A 20187-nucleotide genomic window follows, 5' to 3' on the forward strand; every position below is an offset into this window, starting at 1 on the left:
TAATAATAATGTACTTTCCCATTAAGCCTAGTCTTATGCGCCTGAATAAATGTTTCTGAATACGGGTTTTGATTTGAAGAAAATAAGGCTATATTCAAGACTTGAAGCGATGTTTTAACTTTATTATAATAAAGTCTAAAAATAATCTTTTTATTGGAGTTTGCTCCATTCTAATTTTATAAAACGATTTCCTCAACCCCTCGCTTAACTTAAAAAAACGAAACCAAGCATAGTACAGTTGTCGCTCTTTTCCAACGTGCCGTAAACCAAATATTTTAAAAACAATGCTTCGTAAAACAGCTTCTTCATAAATACGTTGTTTTCTTTTTTTAACAGTATCATGACTACGGCTTATGGTTTTATGGTATCGAAAATAATTTAAAGGATGACTAATAAAAGAAAGCTTTTGGTTCATACACAGCTGAATCCAAAACAACCAATCTCCGCACATCTTCATGCTTAACAAGTCTGCATTAAAAAAAGCATCCTTTATAATACTGCGCTTAAAGACCACTGCACTGGCATTAGGTATTACATTTTTAACCAATAAATAATGTTTATTAAATGTATTACCATCCATTTTAAAATCCTGCTTCCAAATATTAGGGGTAAATTCATTGGTATAAGGTAACCGGCTCATACCCCCCTCACCATGTTCATCAACATCCAAACTTTGAGTATAACAAATATCTACGCCCTGCTCTAAAGATTTAATTGTATGACTAAGAAATTCCAATTCACAATAATCATCACTCTCGGCAATCCATACAAAATCTCCTTTTGCCAGAGCAATACCCTTTTGCCATTGTTTAAATGGGCTCCCGGAGTTAGTTTCATTAATAATCAATTGAGACACTTTAGGATGATCCTTATATTGTTTTAATATTCCCTGACTCCCATCTGTAGAAGCATCATCCAGTAAAATCACCTCAAAATCCTGATAGGTTTGATGAAACACCGTATCCAACCGCTGCTGTAAAAACAGTGCATGATTATAATTGGGGATGATGATAGAGACTTTAAGCATCAACCTATGGTATTTTCAATTACTGTATACAATTGAGGACAAATATTTTCAGGACTATAATCTTTAAATAAATCATATGCATTCTTGCCATCTACAACCATCTGGTTTCTATTTTTATAGTAGTATACTATTTTTTCAGCCATAGCTTCAATATCTAAATAAGGCACAACAAAGCCTCCTCCTTGTTTTACCACCTCTGCAGTTCCAGAAGCCTGTTCAAAACAAATAATAGGCTTTTCTAGCATAGCCACCTCAATACAAACCAACGGAAAGGGATCTTCTCGTGACGTTAACAAGAATACATCGAAGTTATTAAAGTAGGTTGACGGGTCCTCTACTTCTCCCACAAACTTAACTTTATTATTTAAGCCTATCTTTTCTATATCGGCATCAATAACAGGTTTATCTGAAGATTCATTACCTACCCAAACAAAGTGTATTTTCAAATCAGGATAATGCTTTACAATATACCGGGCTATCTGTAAAAACACATCATTTCCCTTTCGCCAATGCGAAATACCACTAGCACCTACGGTAAAAACTTGCGTATCTTTTGGCTGTTTATTAACCTTAACCTCGGCACATTCATAAACCACGTTTACACGATCCTGTGGTACATTAAAATTTGTTATCAAACGGGTGTTTACCTGAGGCGTTACGGCTATAAACTTATCAACACCAGAAATGTAATGTTCAAAATTGGGGACACGACTGGAAATTATGGTTGGTAGTTCATGGATATGTACCACACATTTAGTTTCAGGACTATACCGTTTTATAGCATACCCATAAGGCATAGCAACTACCGTATTCGCATAGATAAGATCATATTTATTTAGCGCCAGCTGTTCATAAAGCATTTGCGGTGTTTTTTTATCAAGTGTTATACCCAGTTTCTTTTTAATGCGTTGCCTTACCAGTTTCTTTACACTTTTTTCTTCAACATGTACAGGCAAATAATACGCATGTGTACACAATGCCTCAAAATCACTTTCTAAAACTCCACCTATAATATATAAGATATCAAAAACAATATGGGGTTGGTGTACTTTAAGCCAGCGCATAAAATGCAACAACACCATTGGGGCACCACTACGTGAGGCATCGTGAGTTATAAAAAGGATTTTTATCATAATAATGCCCCTAATTTTTCCGAAAAATCAATTACCGGGTCTTTTTCAATAATTTTATACAAATGCCTACGCGATTGCTTTCCCATAGATATCCATTTATCACGCTGCTGCCAGGCTTCTTCCAAAGTCTTATCAATCAGTGCTACGGTGGGGGCGTCTATTAAAAAGCCGGTCTCTCCAGGTACAACCAAACGCTCCGCATCACCAACCTTCGTACTTATTACCATCCTACCATGAGCCATAGCCTCTAGCATCGCTAAACTCTGTCCTTCCATTCTTGATGGCATAATACAAGCTACATTCTCTTTCCAAATCTTATTTTTATCAGACAAGTACCCTTTTAAATTAATTTTATCTTGCAAATCGTACAAATTAATGAGCCTTTGTATTTGTTGTTGGTTAATACCTTCTCCATATAAGTTTAACTTTAAGTTTCTTCCTTTCCACTTTTGTTTGGCCAAAACTTTTAGTAATAACTCTTGCCCTTTATGAAAAGTCACTAAAGCTCCAACACAAGCTATATTATAAGTGTCCGCAGGTTTTAACTCTGTATAATTTTGAATATAATTAAAAGGATTATTCACAAAATCTCTATTTTTAAATACTATTGATAATTGCATTTCTACTTTATCAAAATTGTCTTCAGATAAAAAATATAATTTTTCAGCATGTAGATAACTAGCTCTGAACTGTTCTATTACATCGTCCTGAACAAGTTTTAAATCGCTCACCAACTGAAAAACGAGGACATAAGGTATTTTATTCTTAATCAAAAAATTAGTGTAATAAAATAACTGTCGGTCTAAATGATTCCCTAGCGAAATAATTACCAAATCTGGTTTAGATAAGCCTTCCTGCTCCAGACAATGATTTTTTTCAAAATCCTTCTTCATGACTTTTTTCAAAACCCTACTTTTAAAACTTGGTTTGTTTTGCGTATGTTTATAATATAATGAAATCCCTAAGGACTTTATTTTAGCAATACCTTCAGCTTCTTTTTGCCATTTCTTAACAAGCACACTAACCTGTACCTTTTCATGCAAAGCCTTAGCCGTTTCACTCCATAATACCTCACTACCCCCCCAAGGCACATGATCGTTAATGCTTATAAATAACATATTTTTCATTAAACCTATCTCTTTACAAACTCAATTAAAATTGAATCACCTTTAAAATATTTTTTTATAAATTCATTACTAAAAAGCTTGTTGCACAAAAACTTTGACAACTTTAACCCTAAAAATTTAGATGCTTTAGAAATTAAGATATCCCTAACTAAGTTTACCCTAAAATGTGCTAATTTCTCTTTATGAATTGATTTTACTTTTATAGGATACTTTTTAACTAAACTCTTTAAAGAATTTTCATTCCAAAGCCCCATATGATGAGGCGGCATATTTAAGGCTAGTGTTGTACAATGTAATTTAAAACTTGAGTCGTTGGTATAATATTTTAACAACTGTTTTTCTTTAAAAAAAATGGATGAGCTATTTGGAACTGCTACAATAAATCTCCCTCCATTCTTAAGGCATTTCAAACTATGTTTTATAAAAGAGTCTAGGTTATTGTAGCTAATATGCTCTAAAACTTGAAAGGAACATAGTACATCAAACTCTTCATTATGTGTTTTTGAAAATTCTTCCACAGGTATATTATACATATTAAAACCTTCAGAAACTCCAGCGTATACAGAAGTATCATTTAATTCTATACCAACCAAATTTGAGGTTTTATCTTTTAGCATTCTTAAAAAAGATAAATTACCAGAACCTATTTCAAGTACTTTCTCATTCCTGTGTATTAATTTTTTTGCTTTAAAAAATTCCCAGCTATCAGTATTGTAATAATTTTTATTTCTAAGTTCCAGTTGCTTGTAATAAGTTGCGTCTCCTTCTAAATTAGATGGTATATAAAAAAAGAAATTAGATTTAGGACATTTATATAAACTGATTCGAACTTTGCTTAAATGTTCAACCAAATCTTCACCTAAACCATAACCATTCTTATAAAGATGTTTCAAGTCCTTTATTGATACATCTTCAACTTTAGAACAAATAGTATTTTTATATATTAGGGAATAAATGTGCATTAAAAAATTGATAATAATTATTTGTTTACAAACTTGAAATTAAAAAAATCTATATCCTCTTTATATCTAAAATATACCAACCATTTTTGCCAAAAATTATAAAATTTACTGTAATGATCTTTTTTACCCTGTCCTTTGTTAATATGATGCGAAAAAAAAGTATTATCTAGATTCAAATCTTCAGCTACACTTTTTAAACCATTATCCAACTTGTCAAAATTTATTTCTTTATCATATTTGATTTCTTTTCCGTTTAAAAAAAAGTATGATTTTTGCTTATATAAATGATCTCCTGCATAATCATAATCATATTTTTCTGTTAGTATTTTTTTAAAATCCTTTCTTTTATACAAGTAATCATAAAATGAGCCTTTTACCCGTTTTACCCTTAACATCCATAAATAGTCTGAATAACATTTATCCCAAGTATTACGATAGACAATAAATTTATAGTAAGAGTCCCATTGTTCATTACTAATGTAGTTTAGGTCTATTAGTTGTTGTGGAGTAGCGTGCTGTAACCAAATTTTATTTTGCTCATCCCATCCAAAAGCAGAATTGTCATTCTTATAAATTAAGTCATTAATATCTATACCTAAATCACTGACTATTGATGAACCTGCACACTTGGCTATATGGATAAAAATACATTTATGTTCGTGGGAAATCATAATAAATTCAATTAATTAAGAAAATTAGCAGACAATAGAAAAGGTTGAAAATGGTCTTCTTCATGTAACACTTGAAAAGTTATAATGTTATTTACTCTTAAAATAGGTTCATTCGTGTTTCTTTTAAACGCTGTAATATTAATTGAATAAAGTCCTTTGGATAATTGTATTTTTTTGTGTTGCACTTTAAAATCAAGTAAATTATTTTTAACTGTAAGTAAATTTGAATCATAATTTGGTTCAAAAATACTTAATGGTCTTTGCTCCTTGTCATATATTAATATCCTAAACAAAGGTGGCTCGTTTCCATCAGCTATTTTAAATTTTAAATGAAGTAAAAAGTCATCCAACCAATCCAATTGGGGAGTTCCATCTATATCTTTTCTTGCCTTATCAATTTCGGCGCTTATAAATTCAATACTATTATTTGAATAAACCACATGACTTATATTATCAGTAAAACTACTATAATACAAGTCTATAGCTTTCCCTACATTATCTCCATAAAAAATGGATTTACCCTTATCCATTAAAATAATATGATTGCACAATCTAGACACTGTAGGCATATTATGTGACACATAGATAATAGCCGTACTACTTAAAAGATTGTCTATAGTTTTAAAACATTTCATTATAAACCCCATATCCCCCACTGCCAATACCTCATCTATAATGAGCACATCGGGCTCCAGTTGTGCCGCTACGGCAAAGCCCAGACGCACTTTCATACCAGAACTGTAATGCTGCACGGGCATATCGATAAACTCGCGTATTTCGGCAAAGTCTATAATAGCTTCTACTTTGGCATTAATCTCCTCTCGTGTAAGCCCTAAGATAGCCCCGTTATTATAAATATTTTCACGCCCCGTAAGTATGGGGTTAAACCCAGCACCCAGTTCGATTAAAGCCCCAACGCGCCCTTTAATAGTAACTGTTCCAGTGTCAGGATTTATCAAACCATTTAATATTTTAAGCAGGGTACTTTTTCCGGCCCCGTTATGACCTATAAGTCCCAGACACTCGCCGCGGCGCAGCTCAAAACTCACATGGTTTACTGCCCAGAACTCATCCTTACGCAAGCTTTTATCCTGTGCTTTCCTGCTAATACCGTAAAGCACATCCTGCACACCGTAAAGCAAACTGCGTTTTAAGCTTTTGGCAAACTTTTTCGACACGCCCTCTACACGAACCAACACCTCTTGATCTGTCACTATATGTTCATTTTTTTTATTCATTTTTTTATAAATCGTGAAACGTAAAGCATGAATGGTATGTAGCCAACCGATGACTTAACTTTTCATAATTTGTAAATCGTCTCACATCTCACATCTCACATCTCACATCTCACTGTCATCCTGAGCTTACATTGTCAGTCTGAGCTTGTCGAAGACCTGAACTGATCATTTTATATTAAGAGGAGCAAACATAGTTTGCGATATAAACGAAGTATCACTCCTCTCGTCTCACCTTACACATTCACACTACCCCATACGTTCCGTTATTATAGGTATCGACACCCGATAAATAATCATCGCCAGCACCCCTAAAAACAAAGTCACGCCTATTAAGCCTACCCAAAACAAAGGATAAGCTATACTAAACCCCGTTAAGCTATGCCGTAAATCCATCATAAAATAACTTAAAGGATTATAGTACATAGCCCGACTTATAAGGCCGGTTTCAGGCACAGCGTACAATACAGGGGTAATGTACATCAATAAACGCATAACAATAGGCACAAACCGACTAATGTCGCTATACAAAACACCTAAAGGCACCAAAATAACGCCTATACTCATAAAAAATAACATGATAATAACGAGTAAGGGTATAAATAACAAGATAGACATACATAAGGTCACCTTAAAATACAACATAAAAAAGCCGATTAACAGAAACTTAAACAACAAATTAAAACTGAGTTTTAAAAAGCCTAAACTTATTAAAGCTTCCTTATCAAAATTTATCTTACTAATAAGTCCCTTATTACCGTTTACCGCACTAGTAGGCATATTTAAACAATCACTAAAAACTGACCATAAGGTCGTCCCTATAAATACAAATAAAGGATAAGGTATTTCGGTAGCACTTAATTTAATTGTACCGGTACCTTGTAAAACAATCCAGACTAACGCACTCATAATCGCTGGAAATAAAGCCCAGAAAAACCCCAGTACCGATTGTCGGTACTGTGAAGTAATATCTCGTTTTGCCAATTGTTTAGCCAAATAAAAAGACTTTTTATAGCCCCTGATACTGGCGCTTAAAATTTGGCTTAAGCTGTAGGTGTTGGTACTAGAATAAACTCGGGTTTCCAATCTTAATATTTATTTTTTTTTAAAAATAATATTTCTTTTCGAATGTCTTAAATAAAACCTGTCATGAGTTCACCTTCTTATGTAAGGGGTTCACTCAAATAAAAATTAATCAATCACAACTCAAGTCAACTAAAACTACTTGAAATCATGCTTTAAGGCACTAAAATATTTTCTTACAGAAATACGATGCTTACAATAATATAAATTCTTAAAAAAGGTGAGCAATGCTGCCTTGTACATCTTATGAGATAACTCAACCCGAACTTTCCCTATAGAATTGGCATTTATACACTGCATAACATGCATTGGATAATACTTATAACCTATATATTGTTTAATAGCTTTAATTTGAAATATGCGACGTTCATATTTAACCCGAGGCTGTAGGGTTTGCATCATACTGGTACCATGCACCCTGTAAACCGATAATACGTCACTACTTTTATAAGCCTTTAAACCGGTTTGTTTCAATAATACGGTATATAAAAACCAATCGCCTAAAGTCACCGTTTTAAAGACTTCTGGCCAATGCGTAATACAATTTCTAAACAAAACCGTACAGGTAACCAAATGGTTTCTTCCATAGAAATCTTCTAGCTTATAATCGCTGTCTACACGTTCTGCCCCAATATATTGGTGACCACATCGGTTTGAATCATTATGTAAGATACTGGCAACACCGCTATGAATTACATAGTCTGGATGAGCTTCCATAAAATCTACCTGCTTTTGTAATTTTAACGGATCTTTCCAATAGTCATCACCCTCACAAAGCGCAATATATTTACCCCGACAATCTCTAATATTCTCCATCATATTAAAGCGCCCGGTTGCTGTACCATTTATATGTATAACGTCTTCTCGCTTTCTTAAAAACAATCGTATAACATCTGGATATTTTTTTGCATATTCGAGACATATATCGCGTGTTCCATCTTGACTGGCATCTTCGCCTAAAATAATTTCAAACGGGAAAGTAGTTTGTTGTTTTAAGAGACTATCTATACATTGTTCTATATAATGCTTATGATTATAGGTAACAACACTTATACTTACCAATGGCTTTGTTGAATATATAGTTTCACTCATTAAATAAATAATCTAATTCGTTTATAATTAATGTACGTTGTATGTCTTCTACAATACTACTATCCAATTGTGTTTCCCATTTTTGTGCTACAGATTTATCCTTAAAAACAGCATATGTTCCATTATGATGCGCTTCTTGACTTTTTCTTATAAAATCAAACGTCTGAGATGACATTTCCAATCCGACAAAAGCAAACATTTTCTTTGTTTCATTTACCGGATCATTTACTAGCTTTTCATAATTAACAACCTTCACATTATTAGGATACTTTTTTTCTAGATTTAAATATAGCTTAGTTAGTTTTAACCAGTCCTCAAACCCCCAAAACTCCTCTTCCGATGTTTTTCGGCTTTGTCCAGAACGCCATTCCTCTAACGGATTTAATGATTGATCAAATTCCTTAGGCGCTCTTAACCATGAATTTACGGCTCCACAGGGATGTCTTATGATATGAATAAATTTTATTTGAGGAAACAATTCTAATAAACGCAAGGTTAAATTATGGTATCGTGTATCTTTTATTACCAATTTATTAATGCCGCTTTTCATAAAAACGGGATATTCCCCTGCTAAACGTCTATAAGTCTGATTTATAAATTCATCTTCAGAGACGGAAACCTCCTTGAACAATTTTTCCCAACGTGGTTTCAACGAATTAACCGTGGCATAATTTTTAAACTCATACGAAAATAATGGTGATAATTTAAAATTAACATCTGGATGACTATCAAATATTTGACTCAACCAACTTGTACCGGATCTAGGCATACCATTTATCCATATTACAGCATCTAAATTCATGTATTACTTAACTTTATATTAAACCGATAATGTTGTGTATGGTTTGCTTCGTGATGATAAAAATATTGTGCTTGATAATTGTTTTTATTTCCAATATCTATCAATTCTTGCTTATCCCACCAATAGCCAATTCCTGAAGATTTTCCTAAAATATATAGATCCATCACATAGGCCAATTTCCTTTTGAAGGTATTATAGAAAACCCATTTTTTTGTTCTATCTAAAACACTACTCATCAATATGTTAAGCCTATAATCCTTTAAACCCTCCAAAAGTTCATTTATTAATACTGGATTAAAATAGGCAAGACAATCATACATCAACACCTTAGTTACCCGATACTCTTCTATAACCTTACTAATCAAATCTTTATCTAATATATCCGCCTCACAATAAACAATATTATCTCGGTTATTAAACTCCTTGGCATTTTTTATAAAAGGTGCCGAAAAATCGACCCCTACAATATGTTTAACATGAAAAGAGAGTGCATTACTAAGCACACCATTACCACAACATAAATCTAATACCACATCTTCATTTGTTAACGATAAGTGTTCTATAATTTCATTTACATCATGTTCTAATTGAGTTTCTGTAATAACTTCGCCCCCAACAGTTTTGCCTACCTGAAATAACAAATCTGACTTCGTTGTAATCGTTATTAATCTGTAATTTTGCCAAAATACCTTCCAGTCCTTCATTTTAATATTGTAAAATCGTTTAACATATTTAATATATTTGCTTTACTGTTAAAAAGCAGAACATCAATTATAGATAAGCCAAATACAAATTCATTACCAAACTGCTTATAAGCTCTTGAATTTATTTCTAAAAATTCAAGATTTATAGAAGCGTTCGAATATTTTTTCTTGTCAAAAAAAAGATTGCCACCTGGTAAATTTGTATAACAATTCGCTCCTTTTGCTTTAGATATATTTAATGCCCACTCATCGGGCTTTGTTGCAGGCGATATTTCAATATTCATTTGAGACCAAATAAAAATTGGTGTAGTAATTTCCAAATAAGAACAAATAACCTTTAATGCTCTATGGTTTAAACTTACAATGCTAGTATAATCCTGGTCAAAAATAAATTCCAACAATTCAACAACCTCATTATAATAAGAAGCGTGCTTTTTATAATGGGTTATTTGTGCTAATATTTTTTTTTTCCAATGAATATTATTATTGATTCTTATATCCTGTATCGGTATTTCCCGACTATGCTTCTCCAATGGAACTTTAAAATAAAACGGTTCTCCGTTCAATTTTAAAATTCTATTTCGCTCTATCCATCCATGCCTTATAAATTGAGGAGTATCAAATAATATAAATTCATCAACATAATTTATTAATGCAAAATACCCTAAATAAGGCAAAAAATATGGTTGCATTATGCCTAAATTCATATATATCTTTTTACTATGTCACAAATAGTCTCAACCGCAGATAATGGTAAATCATGATACAAAGGCAGACATAAAATCCTCTCAGAAATAAATTCTGCCTGAGGTATCTTAACATAATCCACATAAGGCATTGAGTTTAAACTAGGGTAAAAATAACGTCTAGGAAAAATTTCACAAGCCTCCAAAGCCTTCTTTACTACCATTAATTGAGTCGCTTCTTTAAAAACTACAGGGTAATAACTATAATTCCAAATTGTATCAGCTCGCAGATTAATCTTACTTAAATTAGTACCCACTAAAAGGCTATTATATAACGTAACAATATTCTCTCGCTTATTTAAAATCACGCTCATATAAGGCATTACAGCCAACCCCATAGCAGCTTGTGGCTCACTCATTTTAGCATTAATACCTAAACTCTGAAAAGCTTCCTGTCCTTGATGACCAAAGTTATGATGATAAAACATCCTATCATAATATTCAGGTTTACAAAACAAAGCACCACCCTCACCGGTATGAAATAATTTGGTAGCATGAAAACTACAGGTACTCACATCGCCATAATTAAAAATAGACTGCCCCTTGTATTTAACACTAAAGCAATGGGCGGCATCATAAATAACTTTTAAACCATGCTTATCGGCTATTGCTTGAATAACATCAACCGCACAAGGATTACCAAACACATGAGTCGCTAAAATAGCTGAGGTTTCAGGAGTAATAGCGGCCTCTATCTTCGTTTCATCAATGGTTAAATAGTCCGGATGAATATCAACAAACACAGGGGTACACCCTTCCCATACAATACTACTGGTCGTCGCCACATAACTAAATGGTGTCGTAATAATTTCACCTGTTAACCCTAAAGCCTTTATAGCAATTTGCAATGGCAACGTACCATTAGTCATAGTAATTATATGAGAGCTGCCTAGAAAAGATTTTAATTTCATTTCCAACTCCTGTACTAAAACACCACGATTTGTCATCCACCCACTTTCCCAGGCTCTTTCTAAAATAGCCTGATATTCGTTTTGAGGTGGTAAAAAGGTTTTGGTAACATTGATCATAAAATATAATTAAAATGAGGGCATACAATAATAAATAGCACAAAATACTAAAATGACTCACCTAAAGAAGTAAATATAATCACGTGAACCCATGTAAAAAAATCATTCGTTAACTAATTCGATAAAATACGGGGTTTATTGGTGAAAACGTGAGATGCTGTCTGTTGAATAAGAAACTCAAATTAAACAGATTACTTCGTCGTCCCCTCCTCGTAATGACGGTTGATTGAAAAGATGCTGAACTAAATTCAGCATGACAAACAAGGTTTTTGAGCATATCGAAAAATGAAATTTCCCACTTCTCACCTGTCAATCCGAACTTGTTTAGCTATGCTGAATCTTCGATTTCGGAATCTAACAACAGACAACCGATAACTGATAATTATCAAAATGCTTCGACAAGCTCAGCATGACAATATTTTATCTTTCTCGCTTCACGTCTGTCATCCTGAAGATGTCATCTTGAGCTTGTCGAAAGGTGGTTTCAGGATCTAAATCCTTCCTTTCAAGACCTCCAAAATCCGTTTTACCGCCTCTTCAGGAGCAACCTCTACCGTTTTAATCTCTACTGTTGGATTTAGAGGCTCCTCAAAAGGCGCACTAATACCAGTAAAATTAGTAATCTCCCCGGCTCTCGCCTTTTTATACAAGCCTTTAACATCGCGCTGTTCACAAACCTCCAGTGGGGTATTTACAAACACTTCAATATAATAAGGTTCCCCAACAATGGTTTTTATCATCTCCCGGATACTGTTATATGGCGAAATAAAGGCAGCAATCACCACCATTCCGGCATCAATAAACAAACGCGCTACCTCAGCGGTACGTCGTAAATTCTCTTCTCGATCCTCTCTTGTAAACCCTAAATCCTTGTTTAGGCCACGTCGTAAATTATCACCATCCAGCGTATAGGTATGAATCTGTTGTTTATGTAATTCCTTTTCTAATAGATTGGCAATGGTGGACTTCCCCGACCCAGAAAGCCCGGTAAACCAAATTAAACAAGGTTTATGTTTATTTAAATCAACGCGATCTCCTTTGGTGATACTGTAGTCTTGCTTTTTATTATGCTCCATAATACCTACTGAACTATAAAATACGGATTCAACAACTCAGTTTTATTATACACCAGAGGCTTGTCATTATCAACCTGCAACACCTCCAGCCCAACTGCCAGACACAAAGCATGCCCGGCAGCTGTATCCCACTCCATCGTGGGTGCGAATCTCGGATACATATCGGCAGCGCCTTCGGCCATTAGGCAAAACTTTAAGGAACTGCCTTTAGATACCAGTTCCACCTCGTACCCCTCCTGCTTCAATTCTTTTATAAACACATCGGTATCCGGCGTTTGATGAGATTTACTAGCTACTACACGTAATGTCGATGTTAAATTCCAGTCCGGACTAATGGAAACTGAGGTGTTTAAAAGATCTTCACTAAACGCATGATTAGGAATCTTACACTTAAATGCCTTTTCTGTTTTAACCTCAGCATAATACAGGGTTTCTGTAACCGGCACATAAATCACCCCCAACACAGGTTTTCCTTTTTCGATGAGGGCGATATTCACAGTAAACTCCCCATTACGTTTTACAAACTCTTTGGTGCCATCCAAAGGATCGACCATCCAGCAGGTGGTCCAGCCCTTTCGCACGGCATAATCTACCTGTTTATTCTCCTCACTAATTACAGGAATAGTGGTTCCTGTTAAAAAACTATTGATAATTGTATTAGCACGTTCATCAGCCACTGTTAAAGGGGAATCGTCATCCTTAAGCTGTACCTCAAAATCCTTCGAATACACCTCAATGATTTCGGCTCCTGCTGCAACGGCTGCTTCTATGGCTATAAGCAAGTATTTATTCATAATATTTTAATACTTTCATTTTTTCTTGATAAAAAACGAAACAAAAAATCAAGTGAATTTATAGGTCATTGCGCAGCACTATGAGTTCTCAAAGCTGCATGCTTATCGCCTTGCGATGCACTTTCGCTTTTTCACTCATTATGACTTAAAATTCACAACATTTAAACACAATAACAAAAATTCATAATTGCTATCGCTCTATTTCTAATCAGATACCTCGACTGCGCTCGGTATGACGTCACGTATTATTAATTCTCACTGATACACTAAGCTCCTCCTGTACTAATCCCTGTCGACGTATATAAGGGACACCTCTCAATTATCACAATAGACAACACTCAAAACCCTCTGCTCATCTTAAATCAAATCCTATAACATTGTCATGCTGAGCTTGTCGAAGCATTTTTGCAGGATGTCTTTGATACGCTAAAGTACTGATTAGTCTTCGATTCTGCGACTGGGCTCAGAACAGGCTAAACTCAGACTGTCAAAATAATCGTTTCACTTCTCGCCTCTCAAGTATCACTACAAACTACTTCATCCTGTCATTCCGAAGATGTCACCTTGAGCTTGTCGAAAGGTTATATCGGAATCTCACTGCTAACAACTTCTCACAACTGTCAACTAAGAACTGACAACCCTTACCCCTTAAATCGCTTTTTCAATGTCCCAAACCAACCTTTCTTCTTCGCATCTTCACCATGATACCCGTAGCCATAGCCATAGCCGTAGCCATACCCATACTTAGACTTCTGATCGTAGAAATTATATAGCAGGCTGATGTTTTTAACCTCACCCTTTTTATATTTATCATTAATCTGCTTGAGCATATCCTTCTTGGTATAATCCTGACGCACCACATATAAGGTCGCATCGACATAAGGTGTTAACTCCAATGCATCCGATACCAAGCCGACTGGTGGCGTATCCAGAATGATATAGTCGTACTGTGTTTTTAAATCAGTAATTAAATCATGCATATAATCCCCAATCAATAATTCCGAAGGATTAGGCGGCACGGGGCCGGAGGTTATCACATCAAGATGATCCACTCCTGTCTCCTGAACAATATCTTTTAACGAGGCCTGACCGATTAAATAATTAACCGCTCCTACGTCATTTTTAATTTCAAAATCATCAAAGATTTTAGGCTTGCGCAAATCCAGACCTACCAACACCGTTTTTTTACCACTTAAAGCAAATACCGAAGCGATATTAATGGAGCAAAAGGTCTTTCCTTCCCCACTAATCGAAGAGGTTAATAATACGGTTTTAGCACCGGGCACCTCCTGTTTTTTATAGATAAACTGTAAACTGGTACGAATGGCACGAAAGGCTTCAGCCACCGGAGCATTGGACTTTTTAAGTACCACCAGATTCGTATCGGTCTCACTGCGTCCCACAACTCCCAGTAAAGGAATTTTAGTCAAGCCTTCCAGATCGGTTGGCACATGGATTTTTCTATCAAAAAAGGTGATGATAAAGGCTATTAAAACAATAGGAATAAAGGCTGCAATAACCGCAAACACATAACGAATATTTAAATTCACCACATTACGTCCCTGACCAATGTCTTTTGCAGGCTCTATCAATATGATATCGGACGTATTACTCGCCTTCACCAGATCGGCCTCACCGCGTTTCGCCAGATATAAATTATAGGTGTTCTGGCTCAGCAAATACTCCCGTTCAATCCCCATCAATTTTTGCTGGTTTTCAGGAAGCGTGGAAAACTCACGTTCTAAAGCTGCTGCATTTCTATTTATGGTTTGAATCTGAAAACGGATATTCGCCTTGTTAGACGATATACTTTCATAAATAACCTGCTTTAAGGCCTCAATTTGTCGGTTTAAATCATCAAATACCGCAGCATCACTTCGCACCGAATATTCCAGCTTGGATTTCTCTCCCGATAAGTCTATAATTTTAGAAATAGCTCCGGTAATATTCCCATCACCAATACCCTGAACAGCCGGTGCCGGAAAATTAGTAAAGTCTTTACTGGTCTCCAGATAATTCTTCAACAAATCGTAATATAACAAAGATTCTTCAAGCGATTGCTTTTCGACATCATAGGCCTCAATCTTGCTCACCAAAGTAGAGCTCTCATTTTTTATATCATATATTTTATTCTGCTGTTTGAAGTTATTCAGCGAATCGGCTTTTTCTCCAAGCTCGGCACGTACCCTTGCCAGTTGCTTATCGATAAAATTGACCGCGTTTATAGCATACTGGTTTTTTCGATGCAACAAATCACGATCTAAAATAAACACGGAGGCATTTAAATAATCTACAATCTGAGCCTTGTTTCCATGGGTAAGCCGTAAGACTACCAAAGATCCCCCTTCACTCACTACAGAAAACTGGCCCATAAACTGCGACACCGTTCCATTAAAACTATTGTACTGAATGTAAAACTCTTGTTCGGAAACAATTTTCTTACCTGCTTCTTTAAGCACACTGCCTTTAAAGACATCGAGATTAATATACTCATCAAATTTAAAAACCTGACTAAACACCGATGCAGACACCGGCACACGCTTTATCTCCTTGGTTTTAAAATTCTGAACCGACACCTGTTGGGCCTCTCCAAAATTATAAGACAATTCAAAGCGTTCCTCATCAAGAAGTTTTATTTTAATGGGGTAGCCAATCACCTGAAATGCAGTCTCATCGCCTACAAACGTGAATGGCGTTCCTTTATATACATTCTGTTTTCGAAAACGCCCATCTTTTAAATAGTTTAAACATAAATTCAAACTGTCCACAACCTGCTCGTGGTGTTTTCGTGACTTTAAATTCAACAGCACATCCTGAATCTTACCGGAAATACCGCCATAATTAAAAATTAAATTGGTACTGGAAGTGAATAAGGGATTTTTATCATCCTGAATGGATATGGATGCACTAAGCGTATAAGGAAACTCACGACGTATATTTTGCTGGTATACCACATAAACACCTATTAAGGTCGCCAGAATAAACCATTTCCAATAGCTGATAACACGAAATATAAACGCTTTAAAATCGAAATTAAGCTCATATTGTTGTGATGCATACTCTCCTTCCATAGCCTATAAACTCTTAATAATAAAATAGGTACTCACCAATACCGAAAATACACTGACAATAGTCGTTAAGTTTTGGACAGCGGTTTGTCCGCCACCTAAAGCTTTACGTTTTAAAGGTTTCACCAGAATGATATCGTTAGGCTGAATATAATAGAACTCCGACTTCGTCGCATTGATATCGGTTAAATCGATATGATGAATCTTTTGGCCCTGAGGATATTGTCGAACAATCATCACATCTTTTCGATCTCCCGTTACCCGGATATCACCGGCATTGGCAATGGCTTCCAGAATATTCACCCGATCTTTATAAATCACGTGAGTACCTGACCTCATTTCACCTAAAGTTGTATACTTTAGTCCGGCCAACTTGACTGTCACAAAAATCTGAGCCGTTTCTTTAAAGTACTGTGCTAAAAGCTCTCGTTTTACCATAGCCTCAATTTCTTCTACAGTATAGCCTAAAACATTGATCTCCCCGAGAACAGGAAATTCGATATTCCCATGTAAGTCCACAGTGAATCCATTAAAATACATGGCCTGCTCAGAATTGGTATTACCATTGCCTTTATTGGTCGGATTAAATATTTGCACCAGTTCCTTGTCTAGAGCCTTTACATCAATACTTAAAATATCGTTAACCTGAACACGATACGGTTTCGATAAGGCTAGAATTTGTAAAGAGTCGCTTGCAGTCGTTTTGCCTTTATCCTGCAGATATACAATATCCTTGTTGGTAATACAAGAGCTGCATAACACACTCATAACAAGGCAGAAGATACCGAACAATTGTTTATTCATATGGAGCTTAGCTTTATCACAAATATAACTTTTAAGGGGGAACAATAAAATATATACCCGTATTTTTGGTTTTTTATACGTTATTTGCAAAAAATTATAGCTTTTGAATTACTTAACTGTCGAAAACATATCGAAATCCTACGGAGAACTTACCCTGTTTCAGGACATTTCTTTTAGCATACACAAAGACCAGAAAATTGCTTTTGTTGCTAAAAACGGAACCGGTAAAACCTCTATTTTACGAATCATTTCGGGTGAAGACACCCCGGACTCTGGTCAGGTCACCTACCGAAAAGATATTACCGTATCTTTCCTGTCGCAGGACCCAAAGTTCGATCCGGCCCTAACGGTGGAAGAAACCATCTTTGCCAGTGATAACGATATTTTAAAGGTTATAGGTCATTACGAAAAAGCTCTCGAAAACCCAGAAGATACTGATGCCTACCAGAAGGCTTTCGAACAAATGGAGCTGCACCAGGCCTGGGACTTTGAAACCCAGTACAAACAAATTCTGTTCAAGTTAAAACTGGATAATTTAGACCAGAAGGTCGGGTCGCTATCTGGTGGACAAAAGAAACGGCTCGCTTTGGCCAATGCCCTAATCAACAAACCAGACTTACTGATTCTGGATGAGCCTACTAACCATTTAGATCTGGAAATGATTGAATGGCTGGAAGCCTTCTTCGCTAAGGAAAATATTACGCTTTTTATGGTTACGCACGACCGCTACTTTTTAGAGCGCGTCTGCAATGAAATTATAGAACTTGATGAAGGGCAGCTATACAGCTATAAAGGCAACTATTCGTATTATTTAGAGAAACGCGAAGCTCGTATTGAGCAATTTGAAACCGAAACAGGTAAAGCCAAGCAACTCTTTAAAAAGGAACTGGAATGGATGCGTCGCCAGCCTAAGGCACGTACCACCAAATCGAAATCTCGTATTGACGATTTTAGCGATATCAAACATCGTGCACACCAACGTCGTAAAGACCATCAGGTACAACTGGAGCTAAATATGGAACGCCTGGGCAGTAAAATTCTGGAGTTTCATAAAGTATCGAAAGCCTTTAAAGACAAGGTTATATTAGACAAGTTTGACTATACGTTCCAAAAAAGCGAACGTGTTGGTATTATTGGTAAAAACGGAACCGGTAAAACCTCTTTCCTAAATATTCTTACTCAATCTGCGCAACCCGATTCTGGTAAAGTAGTTACAGGTGAAACCGTTAAGTTTGGTTACTATACCCAAAATGGTATTGAGATAAAACCGGAGCAAAAAGTTATTGATGTCATCCGTGAGTTTGGCGATTATATTCCATTAAAAAAAGGACGTCAGATTAGTGCACAACAGCTTCTGGAACGCTTTCTATTCAGTAGAAAAAAACAATACGATTTTGTTGAAAAACTAAGTGGCGGTGAACGTAAGCGACTATATTTATGTACCGTTCTTATTCAGAATCCTAACTTTTTAATTCTCGATGAGCCCACCAACGATTTAGACATCGTCACCCTTAATGTACTGGAAAGCTTCCTTATGGACTTCCCGGGTTGTATTATTGTGGTGTCTCACGACCGTTACTTTATGGATAAGGTCGTTGACCATCTTTTAGTTTTTAAAGGTGATGGGGTAATTGAAGATTTCCCGGGCAACTATACCGATTACCGTGTATACGAAGATAGTCAACCCGCCGAACCAACCGTTACCGAAGACAAGAAAGAGAAAAAATCCTGGAAACAGAATGAAGCCAGCAAGCTGAGTTATAATGAGGAAAAAGAACTCAAAAACATAGAAAGCAAACTGAATTCCTTAGCTTACGATAAGAAGGAAATGGAGGCAAAATTCAATAATCCAGATTTAACTCAAGATGACATTAATGAGCTCTCGTTAAAGCTTCAAGACATTATTGATGCTATTGAAGCGAAAGAAGAACGCTGGTTTGAGTTATCATCTAAACTGGAGGAGTAAAACGAGATTAAGATTACGAATCAAGTTCGGAATGACAATACCTTTTGTCATGCTGAACTTGGTTTAGCATCTTTTTTAGTTCAAGTAGTATACCGTATGACATACCAAGTTTCTCAATACCTAAAATTCTTAATACGTTCCACCAATCAACATGGGGTGCACTCCCCCTTTGTATACAATTTGGTAACGAAATGTTTTTACGACCGCAAACACTATCCAGCATACCAAAATATTAAAGCGTACAAAAAAGCACTATTAAAAAACAAGGAGCGTATTTCAATAACCGATTTAGGCGCAGGCTCAAAGACAACAAATCAAAATACCAGATTGATTAAGTCCATAGCCCAGAATTCCGGAACACCACTAAAACGCGCTAAATTATTATACCGTTTGGTTAGCTATTTAGAATGTCAATCGATTTTAGAATTAGGTACTTCCTTAGGTATTGGTACTCATGCTATGGCTTTAGGGAATCACACTAAAATAACTTCTATAGAAGGTTGTTCCAATCTTTATAATTTCACTCATAAACATCTGAACAACTTAAGTAATATCACACTCGTTAATTCTGACTTTAGTTCAGCTATTGCAAACCTAAAATCAAATTCTTACGACTTGGTTTTCTTTGATGGCAATCATACTAAACAAGCTACTTTAGCCTATTTTGAAGCTTTACTCAATAGCGCACACAACGATTCGGTGTTTATTTTTGATGATATCTATTGGTCTGAAGGTATGACCGAAGCCTGGAACACCATCAAACAACACCCTAAAGTAACCGTCACTATCGATACGTTTTACTGGGGTTTTGTATTCTTTAGAAAAGAACAGGAAAAGGAACATTTTACCATTCGGTTATAGCTAGAACT

Annotated in this window: 18 protein-coding genes; 2 read left to right on the forward strand and 16 right to left on the reverse strand. The window is 35.5% G+C overall.

Translation table 11 applies throughout. The features are described 5' to 3' along the window. Positions 1–94: 94 nt before the first annotated feature. The 16 genes from RBH94_RS01400 to RBH94_RS01475 form a co-directional block, all read right to left on the reverse strand. Positions 95–1027, reverse strand: coding sequence for a glycosyltransferase (locus RBH94_RS01400; protein ID WP_307882055.1), 933 nt, complete (start codon positions 1025–1027; stop codon positions 95–97). Then, on the reverse strand, positions 1027–2160 hold the full coding sequence (locus RBH94_RS01405) for a glycosyltransferase family 4 protein (protein ID WP_307882056.1): 1134 nt from the start codon (positions 2158–2160) through the stop codon (positions 1027–1029). Before RBH94_RS01405 ends, RBH94_RS01400 begins: the two co-directional genes overlap by 1 nt. Continuing rightward, on the reverse strand, positions 2157–3287 hold the full coding sequence (locus tag RBH94_RS01410; RefSeq protein WP_307882057.1) for a glycosyltransferase family 4 protein: 1131 nt from the start codon (positions 3285–3287) through the stop codon (positions 2157–2159). Before RBH94_RS01410 ends, RBH94_RS01405 begins: the two co-directional genes overlap by 4 nt. Before the next feature lie 5 nt (positions 3288–3292). Next, entirely contained in the window at positions 3293–4249 is a 957-nt protein-coding gene (locus RBH94_RS01415; RefSeq protein ID WP_307882058.1) for a bifunctional 2-polyprenyl-6-hydroxyphenol methylase/3-demethylubiquinol 3-O-methyltransferase UbiG, read from the reverse strand. Between the two features lie 17 nt (positions 4250–4266). Further along, the gene (locus tag RBH94_RS01420; protein WP_307882059.1) at positions 4267–4920 is read right to left on the reverse strand and encodes a hypothetical protein; all 654 of its coding nucleotides are present in this window, start codon (positions 4918–4920) and stop codon (positions 4267–4269) included. An 11-nt stretch (positions 4921–4931) separates the two neighbouring features. Then, positions 4932–6158, reverse strand: a complete 1227-nt coding sequence (locus tag RBH94_RS01425; RefSeq protein ID WP_307882060.1) for an ABC transporter ATP-binding protein — start codon at positions 6156–6158, stop codon at positions 4932–4934. Between the two features lie 246 nt (positions 6159–6404). Next, a complete protein-coding gene (locus tag RBH94_RS01430) occupies positions 6405–7151 on the reverse strand; it encodes an ABC transporter permease (protein ID WP_307882061.1) in 747 nt (248 codons plus the stop codon). A 225-nt stretch (positions 7152–7376) separates the two neighbouring features. Further along, positions 7377–8330 (reverse strand): glycosyltransferase family 2 protein, encoded by a 954-nt coding sequence (locus tag RBH94_RS01435; protein ID WP_307882062.1) that lies wholly within the window; start codon positions 8328–8330, stop codon positions 7377–7379. Next, a complete protein-coding gene (locus RBH94_RS01440; protein ID WP_307882063.1) occupies positions 8323–9132 on the reverse strand; it encodes a sulfotransferase in 810 nt (269 codons plus the stop codon). Before RBH94_RS01440 ends, RBH94_RS01435 begins: the two co-directional genes overlap by 8 nt. After that, a complete protein-coding gene (locus tag RBH94_RS01445) occupies positions 9129–9836 on the reverse strand; it encodes a class I SAM-dependent methyltransferase (RefSeq protein WP_307882064.1) in 708 nt (235 codons plus the stop codon). The genes RBH94_RS01440 and RBH94_RS01445 overlap by 4 nt, the downstream gene beginning before the upstream one ends. After that, on the reverse strand, positions 9833–10543 hold the full coding sequence (locus tag RBH94_RS01450) for a WbqC family protein (protein ID WP_307882065.1): 711 nt from the start codon (positions 10541–10543) through the stop codon (positions 9833–9835). Before RBH94_RS01450 ends, RBH94_RS01445 begins: the two co-directional genes overlap by 4 nt. Then, positions 10540–11610, reverse strand: coding sequence for a DegT/DnrJ/EryC1/StrS aminotransferase family protein (locus RBH94_RS01455; RefSeq protein WP_307882066.1), 1071 nt, complete (start codon positions 11608–11610; stop codon positions 10540–10542). Before RBH94_RS01455 ends, RBH94_RS01450 begins: the two co-directional genes overlap by 4 nt. 491 nt (positions 11611–12101) lie before the next feature. Beyond that, entirely contained in the window at positions 12102–12686 is a 585-nt protein-coding gene (cysC, locus tag RBH94_RS01460) for an adenylyl-sulfate kinase (protein ID WP_307882067.1), read from the reverse strand. A gap of 5 nt (positions 12687–12691) precedes the next feature. Beyond that, positions 12692–13480 (reverse strand): 3'(2'),5'-bisphosphate nucleotidase CysQ, encoded by a 789-nt coding sequence (gene cysQ / locus RBH94_RS01465; RefSeq protein WP_307882068.1) that lies wholly within the window; start codon positions 13478–13480, stop codon positions 12692–12694. 641 nt (positions 13481–14121) lie between these two features. Then, positions 14122–16551, reverse strand: a complete 2430-nt coding sequence (locus RBH94_RS01470; protein WP_307882069.1) for an exopolysaccharide transport family protein — start codon at positions 16549–16551, stop codon at positions 14122–14124. A gap of 3 nt (positions 16552–16554) precedes the next feature. After that, positions 16555–17352: a polysaccharide biosynthesis/export family protein gene (locus RBH94_RS01475; protein ID WP_307882070.1), complete on the reverse strand. Its 798-nt coding sequence runs from the start codon at positions 17350–17352 to the stop codon at positions 16555–16557. A gap of 103 nt (positions 17353–17455) precedes the next feature. On the opposite strand from RBH94_RS01475, the gene abc-f reads away from it, so the two are divergent. Both abc-f and RBH94_RS01485 read left to right on the forward strand, forming a co-directional pair. Then, the gene (gene abc-f, locus RBH94_RS01480; protein ID WP_307882071.1) at positions 17456–19318 is read left to right on the forward strand and encodes a ribosomal protection-like ABC-F family protein; all 1863 of its coding nucleotides are present in this window, start codon (positions 17456–17458) and stop codon (positions 19316–19318) included. 96 nt (positions 19319–19414) lie between these two features. After that, the gene (locus tag RBH94_RS01485) at positions 19415–20179 is read left to right on the forward strand and encodes an O-methyltransferase (protein ID WP_307882072.1); all 765 of its coding nucleotides are present in this window, start codon (positions 19415–19417) and stop codon (positions 20177–20179) included. Positions 20180–20187 lie beyond the last annotated feature (8 nt).

This window comes from Aestuariibaculum sp. YM273, assembly GCF_030908365.1.
GTDB lineage: Bacteria > Bacteroidota > Bacteroidia > Flavobacteriales > Flavobacteriaceae > Aestuariibaculum > Aestuariibaculum marinum.